General features: G+C 77.2%; 1 protein-coding gene. It reads right to left on the bottom strand.

Features of this window, described 5'->3' with window-relative positions:
* Positions 1–421, bottom strand: a 421-nt coding sequence (locus NWP10_RS12370) for an MBL fold metallo-hydrolase (protein WP_375162499.1), incomplete at its 5' end; no start/stop codon positions are given.

Here is a 421-nt window from a genome sequence, read left to right as displayed (position 1 = left end):
TCACCCGGGCGGCGCGGCGGCCAGCGCCTCCCGCTGCGCCCGCACGAACGCGGCGTCCACCACCGCGCCGTGCCCCGGCACCACCCGCACCTCACCGTGGAACGAACCCTGCGGCATGGCTCCTGCCTCCCCGGTCGTAGGGGCCATACCGCATGGTTCGTTCCGTGAAGAGCGCGCGGCCGGGGCCTCGAGGCGCCGAAGCACCGCGTCGAGCACGCCCGGCCACCCCGCCAGGTCCGACTCCGGGCCGTGCTGCGGCGGCCCGGACTCCTCCACGAGGTCCCCGGCGAAGAGCACGCCGGCCTCGGGCACGAGCACCGTGAGGTCCGTGCGCGTGTGGGCGCGGCCGTGGTGCTCCACCACCGCGCTCAGCCCGCCGAGGTCGAGGACCTGCCGCCCGCCGTCGTCGATCCGCCGGGAC

The sequence above is a fragment of the Micrococcus sp. HG099 genome (assembly GCF_024723355.1).
GTDB classification, from domain to species: domain Bacteria; phylum Actinomycetota; class Actinomycetes; order Actinomycetales; family Micrococcaceae; genus Micrococcus; species Micrococcus endophyticus.
The sequence above is the reverse complement of the archived record's forward strand: the minus strand, read 5'-3'. Positions and strand labels throughout refer to the sequence as shown.